The 25531-nt window shown below is 54.7% G+C and carries 31 protein-coding genes; 12 read left to right on the top strand and 19 right to left on the bottom strand.

What is annotated here, in order from left to right; genetic code table 11:
- Positions 1 to 35: 35 nt before the first annotated feature.
- The 6 genes from AC007G_RS24325 to AC007G_RS24300 all read right to left on the bottom strand — a co-directional run bounded on the left by AC007G_RS24325 (position 36) and on the right by AC007G_RS24300 (position 2743).
- Complete coding sequence (locus tag AC007G_RS24325; RefSeq protein WP_318040852.1) at positions 36 to 170, bottom strand: hypothetical protein; 135 nt, start codon at positions 168 to 170, stop codon at positions 36 to 38.
- A gap of 61 nt (positions 171 to 231) precedes the next feature.
- Positions 232 to 576, bottom strand: coding sequence for a DUF1064 domain-containing protein (locus tag AC007G_RS24320; protein ID WP_152305973.1), 345 nt, complete (start codon positions 574 to 576; stop codon positions 232 to 234).
- Between the two features lie 122 nt (positions 577 to 698).
- On the bottom strand, positions 699 to 1454 hold the full coding sequence (locus AC007G_RS24315) for a DNA replication domain protein (RefSeq protein WP_305841088.1): 756 nt from the start codon (positions 1452 to 1454) through the stop codon (positions 699 to 701).
- Positions 1454 to 2167 carry an ASCH domain-containing protein gene (locus AC007G_RS24310; protein ID WP_305841089.1) on the bottom strand — a complete coding sequence of 238 codons (714 nt, stop codon included), beginning with the start codon at positions 2165 to 2167 and terminating at the stop codon, positions 1454 to 1456. Before AC007G_RS24310 ends, AC007G_RS24315 begins: the two co-directional genes overlap by 1 nt.
- A complete protein-coding gene (locus tag AC007G_RS24305; RefSeq protein WP_241723042.1) occupies positions 2164 to 2367 on the bottom strand; it encodes a hypothetical protein in 204 nt (67 codons plus the stop codon). The genes AC007G_RS24310 and AC007G_RS24305 overlap by 4 nt, the downstream gene beginning before the upstream one ends.
- Before the next feature lie 145 nt (positions 2368 to 2512).
- Positions 2513 to 2743 carry a hypothetical protein gene (locus tag AC007G_RS24300; protein ID WP_088401934.1) on the bottom strand — a complete coding sequence of 77 codons (231 nt, stop codon included), beginning with the start codon at positions 2741 to 2743 and terminating at the stop codon, positions 2513 to 2515.
- 156 nt (positions 2744 to 2899) lie between these two features.
- On the opposite strand from AC007G_RS24300, the gene AC007G_RS24295 reads away from it, so the two are divergent.
- From AC007G_RS24295 to AC007G_RS24245, 11 genes are all read left to right on the top strand, one after another.
- On the top strand, positions 2900 to 3487 hold the full coding sequence (locus AC007G_RS24295; RefSeq protein ID WP_305841090.1) for a helix-turn-helix domain-containing protein: 588 nt from the start codon (positions 2900 to 2902) through the stop codon (positions 3485 to 3487).
- A gap of 153 nt (positions 3488 to 3640) precedes the next feature.
- A complete protein-coding gene (locus AC007G_RS24290) occupies positions 3641 to 3784 on the top strand; it encodes a hypothetical protein (RefSeq protein ID WP_479466699.1) in 144 nt (47 codons plus the stop codon).
- Positions 3781 to 4758 (top strand): coiled-coil domain-containing protein, encoded by a 978-nt coding sequence (locus tag AC007G_RS24285; RefSeq protein ID WP_223526026.1) that lies wholly within the window; start codon positions 3781 to 3783, stop codon positions 4756 to 4758. Before AC007G_RS24290 ends, AC007G_RS24285 begins: the two co-directional genes overlap by 4 nt.
- Before the next feature lie 7 nt (positions 4759 to 4765).
- A complete protein-coding gene (locus AC007G_RS24280; RefSeq protein WP_201405874.1) occupies positions 4766 to 5068 on the top strand; it encodes a hypothetical protein in 303 nt (100 codons plus the stop codon).
- Complete coding sequence (locus AC007G_RS24275) at positions 5065 to 5886, top strand: PD-(D/E)XK nuclease-like domain-containing protein (RefSeq protein WP_223526025.1); 822 nt, start codon at positions 5065 to 5067, stop codon at positions 5884 to 5886. Before AC007G_RS24280 ends, AC007G_RS24275 begins: the two co-directional genes overlap by 4 nt.
- On the top strand, positions 5883 to 6818 hold the full coding sequence (locus tag AC007G_RS24270) for a RecT family recombinase (protein ID WP_479466697.1): 936 nt from the start codon (positions 5883 to 5885) through the stop codon (positions 6816 to 6818). Before AC007G_RS24275 ends, AC007G_RS24270 begins: the two co-directional genes overlap by 4 nt.
- 46 nt (positions 6819 to 6864) lie before the next feature.
- A complete protein-coding gene (locus AC007G_RS24265; RefSeq protein ID WP_088401927.1) occupies positions 6865 to 7113 on the top strand; it encodes a helix-turn-helix transcriptional regulator in 249 nt (82 codons plus the stop codon).
- Between the two features lie 109 nt (positions 7114 to 7222).
- Entirely contained in the window at positions 7223 to 7516 is a 294-nt protein-coding gene (locus AC007G_RS24260) for a PerC family transcriptional regulator (protein WP_104895955.1), read from the top strand.
- Complete coding sequence (locus tag AC007G_RS24255; RefSeq protein ID WP_479466696.1) at positions 7509 to 8099, top strand: MT-A70 family methyltransferase; 591 nt, start codon at positions 7509 to 7511, stop codon at positions 8097 to 8099. The genes AC007G_RS24260 and AC007G_RS24255 overlap by 8 nt, the downstream gene beginning before the upstream one ends.
- The gene (locus AC007G_RS24250; protein WP_479466700.1) at positions 8096 to 8398 is read left to right on the top strand and encodes a hypothetical protein; all 303 of its coding nucleotides are present in this window, start codon (positions 8096 to 8098) and stop codon (positions 8396 to 8398) included. The genes AC007G_RS24255 and AC007G_RS24250 overlap by 4 nt, the downstream gene beginning before the upstream one ends.
- On the top strand, positions 8398 to 8706 hold the full coding sequence (locus tag AC007G_RS24245) for a DUF7740 domain-containing protein (RefSeq protein WP_479466695.1): 309 nt from the start codon (positions 8398 to 8400) through the stop codon (positions 8704 to 8706). Before AC007G_RS24250 ends, AC007G_RS24245 begins: the two co-directional genes overlap by 1 nt.
- Before the next feature lie 17 nt (positions 8707 to 8723).
- Here AC007G_RS24245 and AC007G_RS24240 read toward each other — a convergent pair whose 3' ends face one another.
- The 3 genes from AC007G_RS24240 to guaB all read right to left on the bottom strand — a co-directional run bounded on the left by AC007G_RS24240 (position 8724) and on the right by guaB (position 13276).
- Positions 8724 to 9974 (bottom strand): tyrosine-type recombinase/integrase, encoded by a 1251-nt coding sequence (locus AC007G_RS24240; RefSeq protein ID WP_479466694.1) that lies wholly within the window; start codon positions 9972 to 9974, stop codon positions 8724 to 8726.
- Between the two features lie 192 nt (positions 9975 to 10166).
- A complete protein-coding gene (gene guaA / locus AC007G_RS24235; protein WP_032686509.1) occupies positions 10167 to 11744 on the bottom strand; it encodes a glutamine-hydrolyzing GMP synthase in 1578 nt (525 codons plus the stop codon).
- Positions 11745 to 11809: 65 nt separating this feature from the next.
- The gene (guaB, locus tag AC007G_RS24230; RefSeq protein ID WP_032686508.1) at positions 11810 to 13276 is read right to left on the bottom strand and encodes an IMP dehydrogenase; all 1467 of its coding nucleotides are present in this window, start codon (positions 13274 to 13276) and stop codon (positions 11810 to 11812) included.
- Between the two features lie 158 nt (positions 13277 to 13434).
- Between guaB and xseA the strand changes: the two genes are divergently transcribed.
- Positions 13435 to 14805 (top strand): exodeoxyribonuclease VII large subunit, encoded by a 1371-nt coding sequence (gene xseA, locus AC007G_RS24225; protein ID WP_142630902.1) that lies wholly within the window; start codon positions 13435 to 13437, stop codon positions 14803 to 14805.
- 6 nt (positions 14806 to 14811) lie between these two features.
- Here xseA and AC007G_RS24220 read toward each other — a convergent pair whose 3' ends face one another.
- The 10 genes from AC007G_RS24220 to ndk form a co-directional block, all read right to left on the bottom strand.
- A complete protein-coding gene (locus AC007G_RS24220) occupies positions 14812 to 15030 on the bottom strand; it encodes a zinc ribbon domain-containing protein (RefSeq protein ID WP_032686505.1) in 219 nt (72 codons plus the stop codon).
- A 49-nt stretch (positions 15031 to 15079) separates the two neighbouring features.
- Positions 15080 to 16171: a Gfo/Idh/MocA family oxidoreductase gene (locus AC007G_RS24215; RefSeq protein WP_142630901.1), complete on the bottom strand. Its 1092-nt coding sequence runs from the start codon at positions 16169 to 16171 to the stop codon at positions 15080 to 15082.
- Between the two features lie 125 nt (positions 16172 to 16296).
- Complete coding sequence (gene der, locus AC007G_RS24210) at positions 16297 to 17775, bottom strand: ribosome biogenesis GTPase Der (RefSeq protein ID WP_004866324.1); 1479 nt, start codon at positions 17773 to 17775, stop codon at positions 16297 to 16299.
- 192 nt (positions 17776 to 17967) lie between these two features.
- The gene (gene bamB, locus AC007G_RS24205) at positions 17968 to 19146 is read right to left on the bottom strand and encodes an outer membrane protein assembly factor BamB (protein ID WP_004866328.1); all 1179 of its coding nucleotides are present in this window, start codon (positions 19144 to 19146) and stop codon (positions 17968 to 17970) included.
- Between the two features lie 10 nt (positions 19147 to 19156).
- The gene (locus AC007G_RS24200) at positions 19157 to 19777 is read right to left on the bottom strand and encodes a YfgM family protein (RefSeq protein ID WP_032686503.1); all 621 of its coding nucleotides are present in this window, start codon (positions 19775 to 19777) and stop codon (positions 19157 to 19159) included.
- 34 nt (positions 19778 to 19811) lie between these two features.
- Positions 19812 to 21086 (bottom strand): histidine--tRNA ligase, encoded by a 1275-nt coding sequence (gene hisS / locus AC007G_RS24195; RefSeq protein ID WP_032695549.1) that lies wholly within the window; start codon positions 21084 to 21086, stop codon positions 19812 to 19814.
- 91 nt (positions 21087 to 21177) lie between these two features.
- Complete coding sequence (gene ispG, locus AC007G_RS24190; protein ID WP_032695550.1) at positions 21178 to 22299, bottom strand: flavodoxin-dependent (E)-4-hydroxy-3-methylbut-2-enyl-diphosphate synthase; 1122 nt, start codon at positions 22297 to 22299, stop codon at positions 21178 to 21180.
- A gap of 26 nt (positions 22300 to 22325) precedes the next feature.
- Positions 22326 to 23294 carry a cytoskeleton protein RodZ gene (gene rodZ / locus AC007G_RS24185; RefSeq protein WP_032686497.1) on the bottom strand — a complete coding sequence of 323 codons (969 nt, stop codon included), beginning with the start codon at positions 23292 to 23294 and terminating at the stop codon, positions 22326 to 22328.
- A gap of 272 nt (positions 23295 to 23566) precedes the next feature.
- Complete coding sequence (gene rlmN, locus AC007G_RS24180) at positions 23567 to 24733, bottom strand: dual-specificity RNA methyltransferase RlmN (RefSeq protein ID WP_004866345.1); 1167 nt, start codon at positions 24731 to 24733, stop codon at positions 23567 to 23569.
- A gap of 333 nt (positions 24734 to 25066) precedes the next feature.
- Complete coding sequence (ndk, locus tag AC007G_RS24175; protein ID WP_004866348.1) at positions 25067 to 25498, bottom strand: nucleoside-diphosphate kinase; 432 nt, start codon at positions 25496 to 25498, stop codon at positions 25067 to 25069.
- Positions 25499 to 25531 lie beyond the last annotated feature (33 nt).

The following is a 25531-nucleotide window of genomic DNA, read 5'->3' as shown; positions in this document are numbered from 1 at the left end:
CTTCTCGATAGTCGCCAGTGCTGCTGTCAGTTCGCTCATGCCATCACCCATTTGATCGCCAGATAAGCCGCATACAGGACAGGAGCGAGCACTATCCACCCAATGATGTTTGCTACCATCACGAACAGCAGCAGTGACCGCCGACTGTAATTCACGAAATCGAAATCCATACTTACCCCCGCTTACCCGTTTAACTTATTGATTCATTTGATATCTATCAGGATCGTCGTTTTAGAACTCTTCGACCTTCCAGCCGCCGCCAGCTTTGGCCGGCAGTTTCGTTATCCCGATGACACGGAACGGGTACTGGTCTGCGGCGACTTTGGTTTTCACCCTGGCGTCGTCGGTCCAGTAGCCCTTCACCTCGTGCATTTCCATCTGTCCATTCGCCAGCATCACGGAGAAGTCAGGCGTGTAGAACGTGTTGTCTGCCAGTCGCAACTTGATGCCTTCAAACCGGTACCAGACGATTTCCCCGTAGCGCTTGCGCAGCTCGAGGTGCTGGCAGTAAGCCTCTTCGGTTTTGTTCATCGTCCCGGCCTTGAGCCTTCCCAGGGCCTGAAGTGACTTACGCATGATTTACCTCTCAGGTAATTAAAATACACATACGGATTAATATCAATAGACTTGCGTTAATTTTATTACCTTTACGGTAACACTGAAAAGCAAAAAAAATGCTGCCCCAGTTGCACAGTAGATCACCCGATAGGTGGTCCACCTCTGAAACCTGGCGGGATCTTATTGTCAGGCTGAGACATTACGTTAACGTCACGCCTGCCAGAACCATCTTTCAACTCAAACAGCCCCTTCCACCCCTTGGCCATGCTCTGTTTCACAATCATCATCTGCCGCTGTCGGTCACCACCAGAGAGGTTTATCAACTCAGTAATCGCAGCTCCCTCGCTCCGTTCAGTTGGCGCATATGCCTTGAACCTGTTTTCCCGGCGGTAGGCTTTCCATTCCTCCCAGGCTTCAGCATTGAGTTGCTCAGGATACGGATATGATTTTTTAGTCTCCCGCCCCCTTGGGGGGTTGGGGGGATCTATATCTTTTAGATCTTCTCTTCTCTTCTCTTCTCTGGTCCGCATTTTGTCCGCTTCAGGTGCGGACGTTTTGCGGACGTTTCTTTTCCTGTCTGCATCCTGTGCCCTGCGCTTTGCAGACTGGCCGTTATGCGAATCAAAGCGAGGCATTACAAGGCTTTCACCGTCTTCCTCAAGCCAGCCAACAGCAATCATTGCGCGAGAAAAACCAGGGAATCCGATCATGTCATCGAGAGTTTCAGCGCTGTATCCGTCAAGAAATCCGTCAACAGAATGGACATCAAAAAGACACCATGCGGAATGTAGTCCTCCAACTATCCGAAGTCTGTCCGCATTCAATGCGGACGCCATGCGGACAACTTTCGGATGCGTATGCAGGTCAGCGCGCATCTTGATCCAGTCACCGGCCATCAATCACCTCCGCAATTGACTACCTTAAATTCGATAACCCAAACCCAGGGATTGGCCTGCCAGCTTTCGTCGCCGTAGATGGATGACCACAACTCAGCAAAGTTGTCGTATGGCGTCATAACCTCGCCGCCGCTATCCGGGTCAGAGTATGTTGGCCGCCATCCGGTAAGCTCCAAGCCTTCAGCCTGAGCATCTTCTTGGCTAATACTGTTGAGCCGCTCGACACGCACGTCGGTGATTTCCAGAGTTATGCGGCTGGCCCAGCGAGGCATGTGGATGGAAGGAACCCAGGCGCCTTCGAATTGCATTTCGTCGGTGTGCGGTTTCCAGAATGCATCGTCAGGGATTGACCACAACCCATAATTGCCGGGCTTCTGTTCGCAGCTTGCACGGTAAATACGTGCCGATTCAGGGCCGCCGCCTTTGACCAGATTATCGTTCCAGTCGATAGCGCATCCGTCTTCATTGCCGAGGCAGGCGAAGGTCTCCCGCACCCACAGGCGGTCGCCAACGTTGCCGAAGGGGCACGGATGCCAGTAATCGCACACGTTCTCAGTGTCCTCGCTCCAGGGCCATTTACTGCCGTCTTCACGCTCAGCGATTTCAGTAGCGCGCGTCTGCCTCCATTTGATAGGGCGCCGCGTCTGCGTCTTCCGGCCATCGAGAATGGCTCGCACCATTTCCCCGTTAAAAATCATTCCGCGTTCTTTCATGCTGCCTCCCGGGCCTTTCGTGTAGCTTTTAATTTTTCCGAGCGCAGCTGAGCCTGGCGTCGGGCGCGCTCGTGGTTGCACTGGACGCACTGACCGCTGAGCGTATAGCGCTCGCTGTCGTGGCCATGGATGCATTTTTTGCCGGTGTAGAAGCGAGTGAGGCCAAAATCAAGCGCCTCTCGCTGAGTAATTCGTTTCATTGGCTGCCCTCTTTGGTGTTTATCTTTGGTAATTTTGCACCAAGACACAAAAAGATCAACCAAAAATGAATAATTGTTACCTTTGAGGTGTGAATAGATATGGCTTAGCCGCCAGACGGCGGCAGAGAGGGAGATTTGAGGCGATTCAGGAGTAGAAAAATACGGCGAGTTCTGTTTTATTTTTAATCCACTGACGGGATTTGCAAGCCTTAAAAAGCCCATCCATCAAACGCTTACCAGGCATCTTACGCTTTCCGGTAAGGTGGGTTTGAATGTAGTGGCTCGTCGTTCCGGCGTCGTTAGCGAAAGCTGTACGTTCGTCCGGAGTCAGATCAAGCCAGTGCTGTTTGAAATCGAACTTAATTTCTTCGCTCATAACTATTGCCTGATATTCATTTCAGATAATCAATATTCACCCAAAAGGTAACAAAAAGCAAGTTTTGTTACCCTAGAGGTTCATTTACCTGTGGGGTAAAATCGCTTTAAATTTAATAACTAACTTATTCACATAGAGAGTAATATTTACCTGACCATGAAAAGCATCCATGACATTCGCCGGGAAAATCTCAAGGACTTAATTACCACTGACTTCGGTGGCGTTCAGTCGCGGCTGTCGGAGCGCATGGGTATTCAGTCAAATCTGGTCAACCGCTGGGTGAATGGCAAAAAGGTCATTGGCGACGCATCAGCGCGCAAAATAGAGACTGCGGCCCGGCGCCAGACTAACTGGCTCGACGTTGACCATAAACTCTCTACCCTGGACGACGTGGATGATGTTGCCTTTGGCGATGTCCGTGAAATCGTCGTGCATAATCTCAAGCAGTGGATGAGTAACAACCAGGAGCTTTCTTCTCAGCAGCGCCTGGCGGATGCATCCGGCGTCAGTCAGCCATCAATTAACCGCATTTTGCGCAATGAGGTTTCGGCAAACGTCGCGCACCTCGAAGCCATTGCGACGGCGTTCGGCAGGAAAACCTATGAGCTTCTGCTCCCCCAGGATGGCCGGGCTGCCATCAAATATGACCACGAGCAATTCGCTTTGTTACCTCAGGGTGAAAAAGAGAAGATCGAAAGTTTCATTGATTTCGTGATAGAGCAGCACACAAAAAGCAAGTCATAAAACACATATCTTTCAGTAACTAAGCCGCCATTGAGCGGCTTTTTTATTGCCCAAATCATTACCTCACGGGTAATTTTTAGATGTCATATCTATTGACACCATGTCACATATGAATAATTATTACCCCATCGGTAACACATTGAGGTAACGATTATGCAGTGGCAGATCATCAACGGTTGGTACTGCGTCACCGCATGCGGGCTGATGAGCTGGAAGTTTCGCTCACTGCATGAGGCGTTCGACTGGGCATACGTCAATAAATTGGCGGTGAAAACGGAAATGGGGATGGTTAAATGAGCGAATCAAAAGAACTTGTTCTGGTAACACTACCAGCAGCGGCAGATCTTGAAGCGGCATTCATCAGCGATGAATACATAGATCGCCTGATTACTGACATCCGCCAGAAAGCGACATCGGTAGTCGGTGATGTAAATACGGTTAAAGGCCGCGGTGTTTATATCAGCATGGCATCAACAGTTCGCCGTACCAAAACGGTTATTGACGACGCCGGTAAAGCACTGGTTGCTGAAATGAAAAAGCGCCCTGCGCTGGTCGATGCAAGCCGAAAAAAGGTACGCGATGCGCTGGATGAACTGGCTGTAGACATTCGCCGCCCAGCCACTGAATGGGAAGAAGCAAAAGCACGTGTAGAAGCTGAAGAGTTAGCAAAAAAAGAGGCGGAAGCACTAGCGACCAGACTGGACGTCGATCATGAAATGGCCATGCTGATGAATGACGCTTTCGACCGCGAACAGGCTGAGAAGAAGGCGGAAGCAGAACGCCAGCGCATTGCTCGCGAAGAAGAGATTAAGCGCCAGGCGGAAGAGAAAGCGAAGCGTGAAGCGGCGGAACAGGCACAGCGTGAAATCGACGCCGCTGCGGCCAGAGAGCGTGAAGCGCTTTTAGCGAAGGAACGCGCTGAACGTGAGAAGAAGGAAGCCGCTGAAAAGGCAGATCGTGACCGCATTGCAGCTGAGCAGAAAGCAGAGGCTGACAAACAAGCCGCTATCGATGCCGAGCGCCGAAAGGCGCAGGAAGAAGCCGATCGCATCCGTCGTGAAGCCGAAGAAAAAGAAGCCGCTCTCCTGGCTGAACAGAAGCGCATTGCAGAAGAAGAGGCGCGCCGAGCTGCTGATGTTGAGCATCGCCGAAGCATCAATGCAACAGCGGTTCAGGCTCTTATCGACCAGGGGATCCCTGAGGACTGGGCAAAATCCTGCGTCGTCGCTATAGCTCGCGGGAAAGTTCCGGCGACAACCATCAAATACTGAGGTGGTTATGAACATTCAGCAATTCAACAACCTGAAAAAAATCGTCGCTCAGTTCGGCGGTGATTACCAGATGTCGTCGAATTTGTACGACCGCCACGTTGAGCTGATTGATGCAGTCAGCGGCGCCGACATGGATGAGACGTTCGAGCGAGCACTGCTTCGCGCCGGGGTACGCAAAGAGATCCTCGACGCTGCTCGCGAAAGCTGTGAGTTCGAAGAGGTCATGTCGACATTTAAGCGCGAGTTGACCGGAATCGTTGCCCGCCTGGACCTAGCCGACCAGATAGACAGCGCGAGGACAGCGGCATGAATCCAGGAATCTATCACGATATCAGCAACGAGGACTACCATGCCGGCGACGGCGTGAGTAAGTCGCAGCTCGACCTGCTGGCTAAAAATCCGGCCCTGCTGAAGTGGATCAAGGCGGCGCCAGAGGACGAAGAGAAAAAGTCCGCACTGGATATGGGTACGGCCCTGCACTGCCTGCTTCTGGAACCGGAGGAATTCGATAAGCGCTTCATCGTAGCGCCGCAGTTCAACCGCCGCACCAACCAGGGTAAAGCAGATGAAGAAGCATTCCTGCGCGATGTTGCCGGTATGGGTATGACGGTGATGGATGCCGAACAGGGCCGAAAACTGAAACTGATGCGTGACAGCGCAATGGCCCACCCGGCGGCGCGCTGGATGCTGGAGGCGCCAGGCCACTGCGAAACATCGATGTACTGGAATGACGACGAGACCGGCGAGTTGTGCAGGATACGCCCGGATAAGTGGCTCAATGAGCACAACGTGATCGTCGACGTGAAGAAAGTGGCCGATATTGAACGCTTTGCACGGCACATAGAGGAATTCCGGTACCACGTGCAGAACGCCATGTACTGCGAAGGCGCGCAAAAAGTTACCGGCGAGGTGCATGGATTCTTTTTCCTGGCAGTCAGCGAAAGCATCGACTGTGGCCGCTACCCGGTGCGCGTGTTTGAGTTGGACGCACCAGACGTTGATACCGGAATGGCGCTGTTCCGCCGGGACCTGAATACCTATCACCAGTGTCGCCTGTCCGATGAGTGGGGCGGCGTGGAAATTATTAAACGCCCTGATTGGGCACGCAAACAGGATATGTACGTATGAGCAACGACATCGCAATCACATCTCAGCCAGGAGCAACTGTAGGCACCGCGGCTGCAATATTCAGCCCGGAAGGTATTAATCAACTGGTGCGGTTTGCCGAGTTGATGGCCCAGAGCCGGGTTACGGTACCGGCACATCTTGCAGGAAAGCCGGCTGACTGTATGGCGGTAGCAATGCAGGCTGCACAGTGGGGGATGAATCCCTTCGCTGTAGCGCAGAAAACCCACGTCATTAACGGCGCGTTGGGTTATGAAGCACAACTGGTAAACGCAGCCATTACCGCAATGGCTCCAACGAAGGATCGCGTTCACTTTGAATGGTTCGGGCCATGGGAAAACGTGATCGGAAAGTTCATCGAAAAAACAAACGACAAAGGGAAAAAGTATCTTGCAGCTGGATGGTCAGCAGCGGATGAAAAAGGATGTGGGGTAAAGATCTGGGCAACGCTGAAAGGTGAAAGTGAGCCTCGAGTACTGGACCTATTGCTTACCCAGGCTCAGGTTCGTAACTCAACTTTATGGGGAAGCGATCCAAAGCAACAACTGGCGTATCTGGGTGTTAAACGCTGGGCTCGACTTTACTGCCCTGATGTAATTCTCGGGGTTTACACGCCTGACGAACTGCAGGAAACCACGCCGCGCGTTGAGCGAGACATCACGCCGCCATCCAGCACAGCGGCCGGGATGAACTCTCTTATCAACGCTAAGCCTGAACAACATCAGGAAGAGAAGACCAGCAAATCTGATAGTCGTGACCCTGATGAAATGCTGAAGGCATTCACTGATGCAGCAATGAACTACAACACCATCGCTGATCTGGATAAGGCATACAAATACGTTGCCAAAAATCTGGCTAACGATGATGAGCGTCTTTCTAAAGCAACCGACATCTACACCATCCGCCGCGATGAATTGAACGAAGTACCGATGTAACCACCACCTCGGCGCCACGGCGCCGCACTTTAACAGGAGAAGAAATATGAAAGGTGCATTTGGCAAGAAGGAACTTCTGTCGGTGGTGCCGCTGTCATGGAGCACGATTTGCCGACTTGAAGCGGAAGGCGAATTCCCGAAGCGTTGGTATATCACTGATCGTCGCTGCGCTTGGACCAAGGAAGAGGTGGAGCAGTGGTTAGATAAACGCAAGGCTGACAGCCCAGTTGAATACACGGGAAAAAAGCCGCCGGTCGATCAGCGCCAGTATCGACCGGTGAGTAATGCGGCATGACGGTTCTGGCGCGCCACTGGGCCAGGTGGTCAGGTTGGTACTGGTACCTGGCCGCCATATCAGCCTGGCTGTTCCTGCTGGCGATTATATTTCGAGAGGGTTGGATAAAATGAACCGCATTGAAAAGTATCACGCACAGTACGCTCCGCAGCGCAGAGCATCAAAGGTTATCTCCGTTACACCTGCTGCCATTGCGATTGAACAGAGAGCGATAGAGCGTGAAAACAAAGGCCAGTACCGCCTGGCGGCGCGTCTGTGGCTTGAGTGCATGGATGTCGCAATGGGAGAAGTAGAGCGTGCCCGCATAGCAGTACGAAGAGTTCAGTGCATTGGTCGCGGTAATGGCCTGCGCCGCGGTGATTACTCAGGGATCTGCGCTACAAGTGGGGTGGTTTATGACTAAATACACCCTGATTTACGCAGATCCTCCCTGGGCGTATCGCGATAAGGCAGCTGACGGCGACCGCGGCGCCGGGTTCAAGTATCCGGTAATGAACGTTCTGGATATCTGCAGGCTGCCGGCGTGGGAACTGGCCGCCGAAGATTGCCTGCTGGCTATGTGGTGGGTGCCGACTCAGCCGCTCGAGGCACTGCGAGTGGTTGAAGCATGGGGTTTCCGTCTGATGACCATGAAAGGCTTTACCTGGCACAAGACCAATAAGCACAAAGGTAACAGCGCTATCGGCATGGGTCACATGACCCGGGCGAATAGCGAAGACTGCCTGTTTGCAGTGCGAGGCAAACTTCCTGAACGCATGGATGCTTCCATCTGCCAGCACGTCACGGCCCCACGCATGGAGAACTCACGCAAGCCTGACATCATCCGCGAGAAGCTTGTGCAGCTGCTGGGCGATATTCCGCGTATTGAGCTATTCGCCCGCCAGTCGTCTCACGGATTCGATGTATGGGGTAACCAGTGCACGGCGCCGGTGGTTGAACTTCTTCCAGGCTGCGCCGTGCCGGTAGTTAAGACGGAGGCCGCATGAATTTTTCAGACGAAGCATCACTAATCCGCCAGCTTGAAGAGGCCCGCGCTGTTATCAATCAGCGGAACGGGGAAATACTCAGGCTGCAACAAGAATCAGGGCGTTATCGCGAGCAGCGGGATTCGGCAAACGCCATGGTTAAGTTCCTACGCGAAATGTTTGAGAACGGCGTGGCACTACATCCACATCAATCGGTAATTGTGCTGAACCATGCTTATGAGCATCTCAGGGAATGCCCTTATTGCCACAAAACTCACGACGACAGGCTGGCATGCCCCGCCTTTATTAAGGTGACATAATGAGCGCTAAACACAAAATTCAGGAATTAAAGCAACGCATCGATCCGGCGATTCTCGAAGCAGCCGCTGATGAATATGCCGACATGCTGATCACATTGTGTCTGTGCATGAAAATGGCCGGCCCGACCCGGGCGAATATTGGTGCCTGCGCCATTGCGCTAAAAAAACGGATTGTGACATGTCACAGCCAGAACGCTATTAACGAAATACTCACCAGTTGGGATCCGGTTGGCGCCTTCCTCAGCCTGCGCCGGGAGGCGAACGAAGCCGCCGCATCCCACGGCGACCCGACTGATGTTTTCGTATAGCCGCAATGCAGGTGGCTTTACTTTCCTTCCATCCACTTTTCAAACGCAGACGGGGAGAACGGCACCAGGTCGTAATGCTCCCCGTTTATCCACGCATCAACCATATTGGCCCACTGCTGCAGCATGTAGGCGCGCTGCCGGGAATACTCAGCTTTGTTATAAACCGCCCTCACACCCTTCTGTTCATGCGCCAGCGCCTTCTCTATCCAGTCAGATGGGAAACCGGCTTCATGCAACAGCGTGCTCGCAGTGCGGCGCAGGTCGTGCACAGTGAGAGGTTGCAGGCTCTCCCCAGCATCAGCGGCAGCAGCCACCGCGCGATCGATAACGGAGTTAAGAGCGGCGTTTGATAGCGGCTTACTGGTGCTGTACCGGCCAGGCAGAAGATAGTCACTGCCGCCGGCGCACATCTGCAGGCCGACCATCAGATCCTGAGCCTGAGACGGCAGGTAAATAACGTGCGAGCGGCTGCCCTTCATCCTGTCAGCAGATATCGTCCAGGTCGATTTGGCAAAATCCACCTCCTTCCAGGTTGCGAGAGTGAACTCACTTTTACGCACCATGGTGATCAGGATGAGCTTTACCGCCAGTTTCAGGGTCGGCAACGTGCTTACGGTATCCAGGATCCTGAACAGAACACCAATTTCTTCCGGCTGCAGGCATCGGTCGCGCGGTTTAAACATGGCTATTGCTGAAGGTTTGATGTCTGCTGCCGGGTTGAATAACCCGTGTCCGCGGTCGTTGGCGTACCGATAAACGCTGCTGATAATTTCGCGAGCCTGCACCGCTGTCGCCCTCCCGCCGCGCTCGACTATCCGATCGCAAAGGTCACGCACCATCGGCGTCGTTATCTCCGACATCATTTTGTTCCCCAGCGCCGGAAGGATATCTCTGTCGATCACGGACTGTTTCATCGCCCGGGTGCTTTCAGCCAGAACAACATTCTTCATGTAACTGTCGGTATGTACCGCAAATGTTTCAGCTCCGCGGATCCGTTTGATACCGTCACGCTTCGCCGCAGCCGGTGACTGGCCTGCGTTGAGTAGCTTTTTCGCGGCTATAAGTTCATCACGGGCTTCCGCCAGGGATATACCGTCACGGCCATACTGACCAATGACCAAAGTCTCACGGCGCCCGTTGATCCGGTAGTCATAGCGGAACGAGACGCTGCCTGATGTGAGCACGGCGACATAGAGCCCATCGCGGTCTGAAACCTTGTAGAGTTTATCCTGCGGCTTGAGGTTTTTTAATTTGGTATCGGTAAGCACTGTTCACCCGTATGGCATCCATAATTCTGACGGTATGAGAGTATACCTTTCGGGTAATACCGTCACATATACCGTGAAAAAAAGTGAGGTAGAGTGAATAGATATGGATTGATATAATAAAAAACCCTCTGTAAAAACAGAGGGTTGAATGTTGTTTTGAGCTGATATGGAATGATATTAACTAGCCGTTAATCATTCCCACTCGATCGTTGCCGGCGGCTTGCCGCTGATGTCATAGACGACGCGGGAAATGCCGTTGACTTCGTTGATGATGCGGTTGGAGACGCGGCCAAGGAAGTCATAGGGCAGGTGCGCCCAGTGCGCGGTCATAAAGTCGATGGTTTCGACCGCACGCAGGGAAACGACCCAGTCGTACTTACGGCCATCGCCCATGACGCCTACAGAGCGGACCGGCAGGAACACGGTGAACGCCTGGCTCACTTTGTTGTAGAGGTCGGCTTTATGCAGCTCTTCGATGAAGATAGCATCCGCCCGACGCAGCAGGTCGCAGTACTCTTTCTTCACTTCGCCCAGTACGCGAACGCCGAGACCCGGCCCCGGGAACGGATGACGGTACAGCATGTCGTACGGCAGGCCCAGCTCCAGACCAATCTTACGCACTTCGTCTTTGAACAGCTCACGCAGCGGTTCAACCAGCCCCATCTTCATCTCTTTCGGCAGGCCGCCCACGTTGTGGTGAGATTTGATGACGTGCGCTTTACCGGTTGCAGACGCAGCGGATTCGATGACATCCGGGTAGATGGTACCCTGCGCCAGCCATTTAACGTCTTCCAGCTTCAACGCTTCTTCGTCGAACACTTCGACGAACACGCGACCGATGATTTTGCGTTTGGCTTCCGGATCGTTCTCGCCTTTCAGCGCGTCCAGGAAACGCTTCTCGCCTTCCACGTGAACGATGTTCAGACCGAAGTGGTCACCGAACATGTCCATAACCTGCTGGGCTTCGTTCAGACGCAGCAGACCATTGTCCACGAATACGCAGGTCAGGTTTTTACCGATAGCGCGGTGCAGCAGCATTGCGGTCACGGAGGAGTCCACGCCGCCGGAGAGGCCGAGGATCACTTTGTCATTGCCAACCTGCTGGCGGATACGCTCAACGGCATCGTCGATGATTTTTGCCGGCGTCCACAGAGCTTCACACTGGCAGATGTCGCGCACGAAGCGCTCCAGCATACGCATACCCTGGCGGGTGTGGGTCACTTCCGGGTGGAACTGCACGCCGTAGAAGCGTTTTTCTTCGTTCGCCATAATGGCAAACGGGCAGGTTTCAGTGCTGGCAACGGTAACAAAGTCAGACGGGATCGCGGTAACTTTGTCGCCGTGGCTCATCCAGACGTCGAGCAGCGGCTTGCCTTCAGCGGTCAGGGAGTCTTCAATACCGCGCACCAGCGCGCTATCGGTAACAACTTCAACCTGCGCATAGCCGAACTCGCGCTCATTAGAACTTTCTACATGGCCGCCCAGCTGCATTGCCATGGTCTGCATACCGTAGCAAACGCCAAACACCGGTACACCGGCTTCGAACACATACTGCGGCGCGCGCGGGCTGTTATGTTCAGTGGTGCTTTCCGGGCCGCCGGAAAGAATGATGCCGCTAGGATTGAACTCACGAATCTGAGCTTCCGTTACGTCCCAGGCCCACAGCTCGCAATAAACCCCTAATTCACGTACGCGACGCGCAACCAACTGGGTGTACTGAGAACCGAAGTCCAGGATTAGAATGCGATGTTTATGAATGTTATCCGTCATTGACGTTTATTCCAGAGCAGTAGCGATTAAATAAAATCGCCCGGCGCATGACCGGGCGATGAAAATCAGGAGCCCATGCGGTAGTTCGGGGATTCCTTGGTGATCGTCACGTCGTGAACGTGACTTTCCTGGATGCCAGCACCGCTGATACGCACGAATTCCGCTTTGGTACGCAGGGTGTCGATGGTACCACAACCGGTCAGTCCCATACAGGAGCGCAGGCCCCCCATCTGCTGGTGAATGATCTCTTTCAGGCGACCTTTATAGGCAACGCGGCCTTCGATACCTTCCGGTACCAGTTTGTCCGCAGCGTTGTCGCTCTGGAAGTAACGGTCAGAGGAGCCTTTGGACATCGCACCCAGAGAACCCATACCGCGATAAGATTTGTAAGAACGCCCCTGGTAGAGCTCGATTTCACCCGGGGACTCTTCGGTACCCGCCAGCATGGAGCCGACCATCACGGCAGCAGCGCCAGCAGCGATTGCTTTCGCGATATCGCCGGAGAAACGGATACCGCCATCGGCGATAACCGGAATGCCGGTACCTTCCAGCGCTTCTACCGCGTCGGAGACGGCGGTAATCTGCGGGACACCAACGCCGGTGACGATACGGGTAGTACAGATAGAACCAGGGCCAATACCTACTTTCACCGCGCTCACGCCCGCTTCAGCCAGGGCACGTGCGCCGGCACCGGTGGCCACGTTGCCGCCGATGATTTGCAGGTCAGGATATTTAGCACGGGTTTCACGAATGCGCTGCAGAACGCCTTCAGAATGGCCGTGGGAGGAGTCGATCAGCAGAACGTCAACGCCTGCAGCAACCAGCGCATCTACGCGCTCTTCGTTGCCTGCGCCTGCGCCAACCGCTGCGCCGACGCGCAGACGACCATGCTCATCTTTACACGCATTCGGTTTACGTTCCGCTTTCTGGAAATCTTTAACGGTAATCATGCCGCGCAGATGGAAGCCATCATCAACAACCAGCGCTTTTTCAACGCGTTTTTCGTGCATTTTGGCAAACACGACTTCGCGGCTTTCGCCTTCGCGCACGGTAACCAGACGCTCTTTCGGCGTCATGTAAACGCTGACAGGCTGGTTCAGGTCGGTCACGAAGCGGACGTCGCGACCGGTGATGATACCGACCAGTTCGTTGTCTTCGGTCACCACCGGATAACCAGCAAAGCCATTACGCTCGGTCAGCACTTTTACTTCACGCAGGGTGGTGGTAGGCAGTACGGTCTGCGGGTCGGAAACCACGCCGGACTCATGTTTCTTCACGCGGCGAACTTCTTCCGCCTGACGCTCGATGGACATGTTTTTGTGAATAAAGCCGATGCCGCCTTCCTGTGCCAGGGCAATTGCCAGGCGCGCTTCTGTTACGGTATCCATGGCTGCGGAGAGCATAGGAATATTCAGACGAATGGTCTTCGTCAGCTGGGTGCTGAGATCGGCAGTATTCGGCAGAACGGTAGAATGAGCGGGAACGAGGAGGACGTCGTCAAACGTCAGAGCTTCTTTAGCGATACGTAGCATGGGCAATATCTCGACCAGGGTGGATAAATATTGCCGTGGCATTATACAGAGCGTAACCGATTGCATCTACCCTTTTTTGAAAATAATACTTGCGATCGTCCATCATCAGGTTACTATCGACTGAATAACCTGCTGATTTAAAATTTGATCTTGCTCACATGTTGCCATCTCAATCCCCTGCAATTTTCACGGTCAGCCGCCTAAACCAGACGGTTCGCCTGCTGCTGGAACAGGAAATGGGCCAGGTCTGGATCAGCGGCGAGATCTCCAACTTCAGCCAGCCCTCTTCCGGCCACTGGTACTTCACCTTAAAAGACGATAACGCCCAGGTGCGCTGCGCGATGTTTCGCAACAGCAACCGTCGGGTTACTTTTCGCCCGCAGCACGGACAGCAGGTACTGGTACGCGCCAATATCACGCTGTATGAGCCGCGCGGCGACTATCAGATTATCGTCGAGAGCATGCAGCCTGCCGGTGAAGGGCTGTTACAGCAAAAGTATGAACAGCTAAAAGCGCTGCTGGCGGCGGAAGGTCTTTTCGATCAGCAGCATAAGCAAGCGCTCCCCTCCCCTGCGCGCTGCGTAGGCGTCATCACCTCGAAAAGCGGCGCGGCGCTACACGACATTCTGCAGGTGCTGAAAAGACGCGATCCGTCGCTGCCGGTGGTTATCTACCCAACGTCGGTTCAGGGCGACGATGCGCCAGGGCAAATCGTTCGCGCCATACAATTAGCCAACCTTCGCGAAGAGTGTGATGTGCTGATCGTTGGCCGCGGCGGCGGTTCTCTGGAAGATTTATGGAGCTTCAACGATGAACGGGTAGCGCGGGCGATTTTTGCCAGCCGCATTCCGGTCGTCAGCGCCGTCGGCCATGAAACCGACGTCACCATCGCCGATTTTGTCTCCGACCTGCGGGCGCCAACTCCTTCAGCCGCTGCAGAGATTGTCAGCCGCAATCAGCAGGAGCTGCTGCGCCAGCTGCAGTCCGGCCAGCAACGTCTGGAAATGGCGATGGACTATTTTATCGCCAACCGTCACCGTCGTTTTACCCAGCTGTTCCATCGTCTTCAGCAGCAGCATCCTCAGCTGCGATTAGTACGCCAGCAAACGGCGCTGGAAAGGCTACGCGAGCGGATACGCCTTGCGCTTGAAACGCAGATGAAACGCGCCGATCAGCGTCAACAGCGCGTCATTCAGCGGCTGAACATGCAAAACCCGCAGCCGCGCATCCACCGTATTCAGTCACGCATTCAGCAACTCGAGTACCGCCTCGCCGAGAGCATCCGCTCGCGTTTAAGCGAGCGCCGCGAGCGCTTCGGCAACGCGGTTACCCATCTGGAGGCCGTGAGCCCTCTGGCAACGCTGGCCCGCGGCTATAGCGTAACCTCCGCCAGCGACGGCAAAGTGCTGAAGCAAACCAAACAGGTGAAGACAGGCGATCTGCTGACCACTCGTTTAAATGACGGCTGGGTCGAAAGCGAAGTCAGAACGATTACGCCGGTGAAGAAAACCCGGGCGAAGAAAAAGTAACACCGGTTATTCTACCGCTGCCCACTCCACGCGTTTTTTCGAAATCAGCCCGTGCCCGTTCTGGCAAAAATAATCCACTGCGCCACACGCTTTTAAAACCTCCAGCGGCTTGTGGCAATCCGGACAGCGGGCTTCCAGGGCAAAGTCTTTCGCACAGTGCTGACAGTGTGCATTGTGATCCTGTCGTGCCAGCGGCGCGCGACAGATGGGGCATGCGAGTTCCATGATGATTCCTTACCGAATGTTCGTCTATCCAGTTTACCACGGCGGCGGTTCAGTGTGGCCCACGCAATTGTTGCTGTAATTCAAGCAATAGCGCCACTTCGCCGATCCGTCGCTGCGTTAACCGGGACACTTCCTCGGGAGCGCGAACAAACAGGCTGTCTTTCCCCAGGATATGCTCGCCCAGGCAATGCTCATAGATAGCGCCCGGCCGCCGCCAGCGCTCAATACGATCGCCATCAATCAGCTCCACCACTTCGCAATTATCGCGCCGGTCCTGATTGATAATGCGTCCATCGCGTAGCCAGATGCGCACTCCTTTTTGTCCTCCCGCCGGCCCGGCATATTTGTTTAGCCAGATATTGAGCGGGATACCGCTGAGTTCCCCCTGCAGATGGGCATTGCCTTCCGCGGTTTGCGTATCTCCACGGGCAATGGCATGACCCAGCCGATCGCTGGCCTGCCGGATTTCAAGGTGCATCTCATCCGTCCCACCACAGTAGCGGATTGTTTCGCGCAACATCGCCAGCACATGCGTACCAATATCAAGAATCACGCCGTCAGGATGGCGCAACTGGCGCGTATCCGGCTCACCGGTGGCAAAATTGAGCGCCACGGGTTCGCCCTGGTCGTTAAATCCGCTGGGCTCCTGCAAAAAGCCGTCAATACGCACGATATCCTGGATTGACGACAGCAGAGGCCGACGGGACTGCAGCTCATCTTCCCCCTGCCAGCGATCGTCCAGCTCACCCAATGCCCGCTTCAGCGCGCCGTCCCGCGCCATCCAGTGATCGAGCGCCAGTACCCGCCGCGCATGCTGCAGCTCGCTGAGCAGCTCACGCAGACGGGTCATTTGTTCAAGGGTCGCCACAACCGGTTTTTCCACCACAATGCGCGGACAGGCTGATGCCAGCGCCGCCTCCAGCACCGGAAGATGCTGCAACGACGCGGTGGTGATAAATAGCAGATCTAACGGTTTTCCGAGCAGTGCCGCTAATGACTCACAGCGGGTTATCCCCGCTAATCTCCTGGCAGGATTCACATCGAAGCCCCAGCATTCGCTCATGGGGTTCTCCAGATGCCTCAGCGCGGGAAGATAAGCGGTTTCGACTACCGCGCCCAGCCCAACAAATCCAGTCTGCATAGTGACCTGCCAGTAAATTGGTGGAAATAATAGGGGTATTATACACATCGAACGGGCGGCAAACGTGATTCACCAATATCACGGGTTGTTGAGAGATAAAAAAACCCGCCAGCGGCGGGTTTCTCTTATTTGCTTTTCTTGATGTGTTTAATCAAGCGCTTACGCTTACGCATCTGGTTCGGCGTCAGGGTATTGCGTTTGTTGGCAAACGGGTTTTCCCCTTCTTTGAACTGGATACGAATCGGCGTCCCCATGACGTCCAGCGACTTGCGGAAGTAGTTCATCAGGTAACGCTTATAGGAGTCCGGCAGGTCTTTTACCTGGTTACCGTGGATGACCACAATCGGCGGGTTATAACCACCGGCATGGGCGTATTTCAGCTTCACGCGACGGCCGCGCACCAGCGGCGGCTGATGATCTTCTGCCGCCATGGTCATGATACGGGTCAGCATCGCCGTCCCGACGCGACGAGTTGCGCTGTCATACGCTTCGCGTACGGATTCGAACAGGTTACCGACGCCGCTACCGTGCAGTGCGGAGATAAAGTGAATCCGTGCAAAGTCAATGAAGCCCAGACGGAAGTCCAGCGTCTCTTTAACCTGCTCTCTCACTTCCTGGCTCAGGCCATCCCACTTATTGACCACTATCACCAGCGAGCGGCCGCTGTTGAGGATAAAACCGAGCAGAGAAAGATCCTGGTCGGAAATCCCTTCACGCGCATCGATAACCAGCATCACCACGTTGGCATCTTCAATGGCCTGCAGCGTTTTGATGACCGAGAATTTTTCGACCACGTCGGTAATTTTACCGCGCTTACGCACGCCCGCGGTGTCGATGAGCACGTATTCACGTTCGTCGCGCTGCATCGGAATGTAGATACTGTCGCGCGTCGTCCCCGGCATGTCGTAGACCACCACGCGGTCTTCGCCGAGGATACGGTTGGTCAGCGTGGATTTCCCCACGTTCGGACGGCCGACAATCGCCAGCTTAATCGGCAAATCTTGCGGGTTGAAGTCGTCCTCTGGCTCTTCCGCTTCTTCACCGTTCTGTTCCGCTTCAAACTGCGCCCAGTACGCCGCATCTTCATCGACCTCTTCCGACGGGTCGATCTCTTCGGCCCACGGCAGCAGGACGTGCTCCAGCAGGCTGGTCACGCCGCGACCGTGAGACGCAGCGATCGGATGGATATCGCCGAGGCCCAGTGACCAGAAGTCGGCAATCGCCTGATCGGCATCAATACCATCGGTTTTGTTCGCCACCAGGAAAGTCGGCTTTTCACGGGAGCGAAGATGTTTGGCGATCGCGGTATCAGCAGGCATCAGGCCCGCACGCGCATCGACCATAAACAGCACGACGTCCGCCTCTTCAATCGCCAACAGCGACTGTTCCGCCATACGGGTTTCAACGCCATCTTCTGTGCCATCGATACCGCCGGTATCGATACAGATAAATTCACGACCTTCAACTTCAGCACGACCGTACTTACGGTCACGAGTCAGCCCCGGGAAATCCGCGACCAACGCATCACGAGTGCGCGTCAAACGGTTGAAAAGCGTGGATTTTCCAACATTAGGGCGCCCGACAAGCGCGACCACAGGTATCATGTTAAATGCCTCTTACAAATTGCTATGCAACATCGATTTAACGACGTTTTTAAAAAAGTCAAAACGGCCCCTGTCTGCCAGGAGCCGTTTCTCAATTCGCACTATACCCGTTGTCTCTCAGTGAACTTCGCTACCGGCTGCGTTGCCGGCCGCCGCGAAGAAACTCAAGAGCCGCGGGGTAAGCCGCCACGACTAACGCGTAATAGAATACAGCGTGCCGTCTGTTGCCTGGATCAGCAGTCGACCATCGGCTACCACCGCGTCGGTACGGAAGCCGGAGCTATCCACTTTCTGCTGAGCCACAAAGTGACCATCTTCCGGGTTCACCCAGTGCATATAGCCTTCGCTATCACCGACCACCAGGTTGCCATTATACAACACCGGCGCAGTCAACAGGCGATGCAATAGATCGCTTTGCGTCCACAGCGTCACGCCACCTTCGGTGGAGAGCGCCAGGATGCGGTCATTCTGATCGACCAGGTAGATACGGTTGCCGTCAACGATAAAGTCGTTCACGGAACCCAGCTCACGCTTCCACATGATCTGGCCGCTGCGCAGATCCAGCGCGGTCAGGTTGCCATTATACGCCAGCGTGTATACCACACCGTTGACGATAACCGGGGTCGTATCGACATCATTCAGACGATCGATTTCCGTCGGTCCGGTCGCCTGGGAGATACGCTGTTGCCAGATAATCTGCCCTTGTTGCATCAGCACGGCGCTCACGCGGCCGTTATCGCCGCCAACGATGGCTGCGCCATAGGCGGTCGCCGGTGCCGATTCACCGCGCAGAGACAGCGCCGGCATATCCAGGTTAACGGTCCACTTCACCGCCCCATCCGCTTCATTCAGCGCCTGCAGCTGACCGTTGCTGGTGTGAACCAGAACCATGCCGTCGCTGACTACCGGACGAGAAATCGCTTCGCCCGCAACGCGAGCCTGCCACGCCACGGTACCATCGCTGGTATTCAGGGCGAACAGCTGCGCTTTTTCGCTGCCGATATAGACATGACCGCCGGAAACGGTGATGCCGCCAGAGAGCAGCGCAGGCGTGCGAGAGAACCAGCCGTCTTTTTCAGCCAGGTTCACCGACCACACCTCTTTACCGTCATCAGCGTTCAGCGCTTTGACGGTGCCCTTACGATCGGCCGCATAGACGACGCCATCGGCGAAAGCCGGGTGCAGGTTAGAATAGAAATCGCCGATACCATCGCCAACAGAGGTGCTCCAGGACGTGGACGGCGTAAACTGATTTTCCACCGTCGGCAGCGGTGACATTTTCACCACATCTTCTTCGCTGTTAAACAACGAACAACCGCTTAATAAGGTAACGGAAAGCAGCCCTGGCAAAAGTAATTTACGCAATTGCATCGAGTCCCTCTCAGATGGACAGATTATTTATTTTCATACGCATCATTTCGCTGAGCGCAGGTGAAGCATCGCTTTTCACGCCAGCTTCCCAGGCTGCGCGAGCGCCTTGCTTATCGCCTTTGTTAAGCAGAATCTCACCACGGAGATCGGCGACAATAGCGGCCCAGCCTTCACCTTTAATACCCTCAAGGGTTTTCAGCGCTTCATCAGGTTTCTTCAGCTGCAGCTGCACACGCGCAAGACGCATATTGATAACCGACTTCAGGTTATCATCCGGCGCGGCGGCCAGGCCCTGCTGAAGCTGCTTTTCGGCATTTTGCAGATCGTTCTTATCGACAAAACGCTGGGCCAGCTCCAGAGAAGCAAACGCGCCATAGCTGTTTTTGCTATCGGCGGCAAATTTTTCCGCCGAACCGATCGCTTCCGGCTTGTCTGATTTGAGCGCGGAAATGGCGTTTTCATAGGCTAAAGAGGATTCTCTCGCCGTATCCTGCTGATGAGAACTCCAGTAGCGCCAGCCAACCAACGCGCCAATCCCTAAAATCACACCAACGGCCAGCGCTTTGCCATTTTCGGCAAAGAAACGCTTGAGCGCATCGACCTGATCGTTTTCGTTGTTATACGTTTCCACGCAGTCCTTCTCCTGACTAATGATTCCCGGGAGATTAACCCAGAAGTGCGCGCAAATGCGCAGCAACGCTATCCTGCGTTACGGTAGTTTGCTCACCTGAGCGTAAATCCTTCACTACCACGTTTCCGTCAGCAATTTCTGATTCACCGACCACCAGAGCAACGCGAGCGCCCCATTTATCCGCGCGGGCAAACTGTTTCTTAAAGTTGCCGCCGCCGTGGTTGGTCATCAGCTTAGCGCCGGGCAGCTCATCGCGAACCCGCTCAGCCAGACGCATCGCTGCAGACTGGGTATCGGTTCCGGAAGCCACCAGGTATATATCGACAACAGGATCGGCTTTAAATTCCGGATTTACTGCCTGAACCAGTAAAACAAGACGCTCCAGCCCCATAGCGAAGCCTACGGCCGGCGTTGCACGCCCGCCCAGCTGCTCTACCAGACCATCATAACGACCGCCGGCACAGACCGTTCCCTGGGAACCGAGACTGGTGGTGACCCACTCAAACACGGTACGGTTATAATAATCCAGACCGCGCACCAGACGCTGATTGACGGTATAGCGAATACCGGCATCGTCCAGCAGGGCACACAGGCCCGCGAAATGCGCTTTGGAGTCTTCATCCAGATAGTCGCCCAGCGCAGGTGCGTCGTTGAGCAGCGCCTGCACCTGCGGATTTTTGGAATCCAGGACGCGCAGCGGGTTGGTATACATGCGGCGTTTGCAGTCTTCGTCGAGCTTATCTTTAAACTGCTCAAGATAGGCAACCAGCGCATCGCGATAGGTTGCACGCGCTTCCAGCGAACCGATGGAGTTCAGCTCCAGCGCAACGTGGTCAGCGATGCCCAGCTCACGCCACCAGCGAGCGGTCAGCATGATCAGCTCAGCATCGATATCCGGGCCCTGCAGGCCAAAGACTTCAACGCCCATCTGGTGGAACTGGCGATAGCGCCCTTTCTGCGGACGTTCGTGGCGGAACATCGGCCCGACGTACCACAGGCGCTGTTCTTGATTGTACAGGAGACCATGTTCGATGCCGGCACGTACGCAGCCCGCCGTCCCTTCCGGACGCAGCGTCAGGCTATCGCCATTGCGGTCCTCAAAGGTGTACATCTCTTTTTCAACCACGTCGGTTACTTCACCGATCGCGCGTTTGAATAACGGGGTCTGCTCTACAATCGGCAAACGGATTTCGCTGTAACCGTAGCTGCCGAGCACCTGTTTCAGTGAGCCTTCAATGCGCTGCCAGAGAGCGGTCTCGCCCGGCAGATAATCGTTCATGCCACGGATGGCTTGAATGTTCTTTGCCACGTTTATTCTCTTTATCTATATACAAAAATGAACCCCGACGCCGCGCGTCTGCGGGTTCAATCATACACGGGAAGTGATACACCGCCCCGGATTATTTCTCTTCGACCTGCTGAACATTGATGCGACGCGCTTCATCGAGCATCGAGGCTTTCGCACGGATCCGCGCTTCCAGCTGATCGATCATATCGTCGTTGTCCAGCCTGTCTCTACGCACGCCATCTTCATAGAGGCCGCTTTTTTTATTGCCGCCGGTCACGCCAAGCGTCGAAACCAGCGCTTCGCCCGGACCGTTCACCACGCAGCCGATAATCGAAATGTCCATCGGCGTAATAATGTCTTCCAGACGCTGTTCCAGCGCGTTAACGGTGCCGATAACGTCGAACTCCTGACGCGAACAGGTCGGGCAAGCGATGAAGTTGATCCCGCGAGCGCGGATGCGCAGGGATTTCAGAATGTCGAAACCGACCTTGATCTCTTCAACCGGATCCGCCGCCAGGGAAACGCGCAGGGTGTCGCCGATCCCTTCAGACAGCAGCAGCCCCAGGCCGATCGCCGACTTCACCGCGCCGCTACGCGCGCCGCCGGCTTCAGTGATCCCAAGGTGCAGCGGCTGATCGATCTGTTTCGCCAGCAGACGATACGATTCTACCGCCAGGAAAACATCGGAGGCCTTCACGCTGACTTTAAACTGATCAAAATTGAGACGATCGAGATGATCGACATGGCGCATAGCTGATTCCAGCAGCGCCTGCGGCGTTGGTTCGCCGTACTTTTCCTGCAGATCTTTTTCCAGCGAACCGGCGTTGACGCCGATACGGATAGGAATGTTTTTATCGCGGGCGCAATCAACCACCATACGGATACGTTCTTCGTTACCGATGTTGCCCGGGTTGATACGCAGACAGTCCACACCGTACTCCGCCACTTTCAGGGCGATACGGTAGTCAAAGTGGATATCGGCGACCAGCGGGACGTTGACCTGCTGCTTGATAAGCCTGAACGCTTCCGCTGCATCCATCGTCGGAACGGAGACGCGGACGATATCCGCGCCTACGCGCTCTAAGGCTTTGATTTGGTTTACCGTCGCAGCCACATCGGTGGTGCGAGTATTGGTCATCGACTGTACGGCGATGGGAGCACCATCGCCAATCGGCACATTCCCAACGTAAATACGTTTTGATTTTCTACGTTGAATCGGAGCCTGGTTATGCATGAAAAATCTCCCGCGTTACCCGTCTGTTACTGCGCCGGTGATGTTTCGGCATTAAGGGTCAGACGCGCAACCTGGTTAGTTCTGATAAAACGACTCAAATCGACGGGTTTACCCAGATACTGAATCTGTACCGCTGCCGGTGCGCCAATTTTCAGTTTATAAGGCGCCTGACCGCTCAGGTTCAGATTACCGCCCTTACGTTGCAAACCGCTGAACAGTTTCTTGCCGGTTGCATCGCTCACTTCCAGCCAGCAGTCGGCAGAGAAGTTCAGAACCAAATCCTGGGCCGCAGCGGCCGTAGCGGCTGCATTAGCCGGGGCGGTTGGCAGTGGAGAAGTCGGCGCCGCGGCAGCCGGTGCGCTATCGACATTGGCCTGAGACGGCGCCACAACGGCGTTATTATCAACCGGTGCCTGGGTAGAGGCCGTCGGTGCAGGGGTGGTATCAACCGGCGCGCTGTTGGCAGTGCTATCCGGCGCCGTATTGCTGGCGCCGGTATCCAACGGAATACTCTGGCTGCTGTCGCCCGCATTCAGTTCAGCGGTTGACTGGTCGGCCATCGAGGTAATTTCTTCCTGCTGGGCCTTATGGTCTTGCCACCACCAGGCGCCGCTGAGGCCAATGACCACAAACAGTACCAGCCAGGTGAAGCTCATCAGCCAGCCGTCACGCTTTTTACGGCGTTTTCCCAGGGAGAAGCTCTGCATCGGCGCAACTTTCGCGGCACGAATCGGCGCCTGTTTTGCCATCATTGGCAGCAGTTCATCTTCCGGAATGTGCACAAGGCGCGCATAGGAGCGGATGTAACCGCGCAGGAAGGTAGAGGCCAGGTCGGCCGGCGCCTTGTCGTCTTCAATATCACGAACCGTGGAAACTTTCAGGCATAAGCGCTCCGCCACCGCTTGCTGGCTGAGTCCGAGTTGTTCACGGGCATGACGTAGACGCGTGCCCGTCGTATTTGCTTCTTGATGGTCTTGAGTGGCTTCAGTGTTCATTCGACAACTACTGGTACGTGAATTTAAAGTTCAGCGCCGGTTTACCCCGCGCCGCGAAACATCTGCTAAACGTCACACGAAGAGTATAAGTCCGTATGACCCACTATCACAGATACTTATCAATATTGAATGCTAAGCGGTTGTAGTGCCGCTACATACTGCCTCAAAGTCGACAAAAACGCACCGTAATTATTGCCCGAATCAGCGTATTTCGCCTGGCGATTAGGCATAAATCCGCAGCGCATGCTTCATGGCGTGCGCTGCGTCATTTATCAGACCGTCTTCACATCAATGGCTTCGCCCTGCATGCGTTTACGCAGCGTACGTTTGGTCCGGTCGATAACGTCGCCGGCCAGCTGTCCACAGGCGGCGTCAATGTCATCGCCGCGCGTTTTACGCACGATAGTGGTAAAGCCATATTCCATCAGCACCTTGGAGAAACGGTCGATACGGCTGTTTGAACTACGGCCGTAAGGCGCGCCCGGGAACGGGTTCCAGGGAATGAGGTTGATCTTGCACGGCGTATCTTTCAACAGCGCCGCCAGCTCATGGGCATGCTCGGTACCATCATTGACGTGATCCAGCATGACGTACTCAATGGTGACGCGACCCTGGTTGGCATTGGACTTCGAAATATAGCCGCGGACCGAGTTCAGGAAGGTCTCAATGTTATATTTCTTGTTGATCGGCACGATCTCATCACGAATGGTATCGTTGGGCGCGTGCAGAGAAATCGCCAGCGCCACGTCAATCATATCGCCGAGTTTATCCAGCGCCGGGACCACGCCTGAAGTAGAAAGCGTCACGCGACGTTTCGACAGGCCAAAACCGAAATCGTCCAGCATGATTTCCATCGCCGGGACGACGTTAGTCAGGTTCAGCAGCGGTTCGCCCATCCCCATCATCACCACGTTGGTGATCGGACGTTGGCCGGTAATTTTGGCCGCACCGACGATTTTCGCCGCGCGCCATACCTGGCCGATAATTTCTGAAACCCGCAGATTACGGTTAAAGCCCTGCTGCGCCGTCGAGCAGAATTTACACTCTAAAGCACACCCAACCTGCGACGAAACGCACAGCGTCGCACGATCGTCTTCCGGAATATAAACCGTTTCCACACGCTGATCGCCGACGGCAATCGCCCATTTAATGGTACCGTCGCTGGAGCGTTGCTCCTCAACGACTTCCGGCGCGCGAATCTCCGCGACTTCTTTCAGCTTGTTGCGCAGCACCTTGTTGATATCGGTCATATCATCAAAGTTGTCGCTGCAGTAGTGATACATCCATTTCATCACCTGATCGGCGCGGAAGGGTTTTTCACCCATGTTTTTGAAAAACTCGCGCATCTGCTGACGGTTCAGGTCCAGCAGGTTGATTTTGGCATCTTTGTTCGGCACCGTCAGAGCGGCGGTATCAGGTGTGACAATATGTTCAGACATAATCTATTCCGGCCTCGTTGTTACACGTTATGGCCCCAGGAGGGTTGAAAAAAGAAACGCCCCTATGAACGAGTGCTCGTCCAGGGGCGCTGCATTGTACAAATTCTGCTGCATCAATACCACGTTTGCACGCGGCAATGATGAAAAAATCTGTTACTGCGTACTTGAGCCTCTATGGCTTTTCGATTGTCGAAAAGATGAGGCTCTGAATCTCCAAAATATTTCACGTCACGGCGAAGCGACAAGTTCGCAAATCCCCGGGAGCATAGATAGCTATGTGGCCGGGGGGCGCGAATGAAGCCAACAAAGCGGTGGCGTGAAAGACGCAGGGGATTAACGAGTGCGCGGGCAAACCTCGCCTTCAGCGAAGAAGAACGCGATTTCGCGAGCGGCAGATTCAACGGAGTCGGAACCGTGGGTGCCGTTCTCGGTGAAGCTGTCGGCGTAGTCTGCGCGCAGAGTGCCTGCCAGCGCGTTGTCCGGGTTGGTTGCGCCCAGCAGGTCACGGTGACGCTGAACGGCGTTTTCGCCTTCCAGAACGGAGACCACGATCGGGCCGGAAGTCATGAACTCAACCAGACCGTCAAAGAACGGGCGACCTTCGTGCTCAGCGTAGAAACCGCGAGCCTGTTCAACGGTCAGGTGCAGCATTTTGGTGCCGACGATTTTGAACCCTGCAGCTTCAAAGCGAGAAAAGATGCTGCCAATAACGTTTTTTGCCACCGCGTTTGGTTTGATGATGGAAAAAGTACGTTCAATAGCCATGATTACCTCTAATAAAGTGTTCTGTTGTTGCGC

Source organism: Klebsiella sp. CSG-1, from assembly GCF_056521145.1.
This window is presented reverse-complemented; position numbering and strand designations above follow the sequence as displayed.